This window comes from Streptomyces sp. GbtcB7 (assembly GCF_019091445.1).
GTDB lineage: Bacteria > Actinomycetota > Actinomycetes > Streptomycetales > Streptomycetaceae > Streptomyces > Streptomyces mirabilis.
Genome location: NZ_JAGXJM010000495.1, coordinates 1 through 245 on the forward strand (window position 1 = coordinate 1; position 245 = coordinate 245).

The 245-nt window shown below is 75.1% G+C and carries 1 protein-coding gene; it reads right to left on the reverse strand.

The genetic code is table 11. From position 1 onward, the window contains the following. The coding region (locus KVT44_RS56595) for a hypothetical protein (protein WP_217577105.1) at positions 1-196 on the reverse strand (196 nt) is incomplete at its 3' end. Between the last annotated feature and the right edge of the window lie 49 nt (positions 197-245).

The window sequence follows — 245 nt, forward strand, 5'->3', positions numbered from 1 at the left end:
GCCGGAACGGCCCGGTGCGCTCGGCGAGCCGGGCCGCGTTGAAGGTGCCGGCCAGCAGGGTCCAGTCGGCGGGATAGGCGATGTCGCCGAGGGTGACGCCGGGAATCGCGTCCAGCTGGTTCAGGAGGGCGGTGCGCAGCTCCTTCTGCGCGACCAGGCAGTCCGACGGCACCCCGATCCGGGTGGCTCGGCGCATCCGCGGGGCTCCGCCGCGCGAGAGAACGGGCGCGGCGGCCCGAACGAGA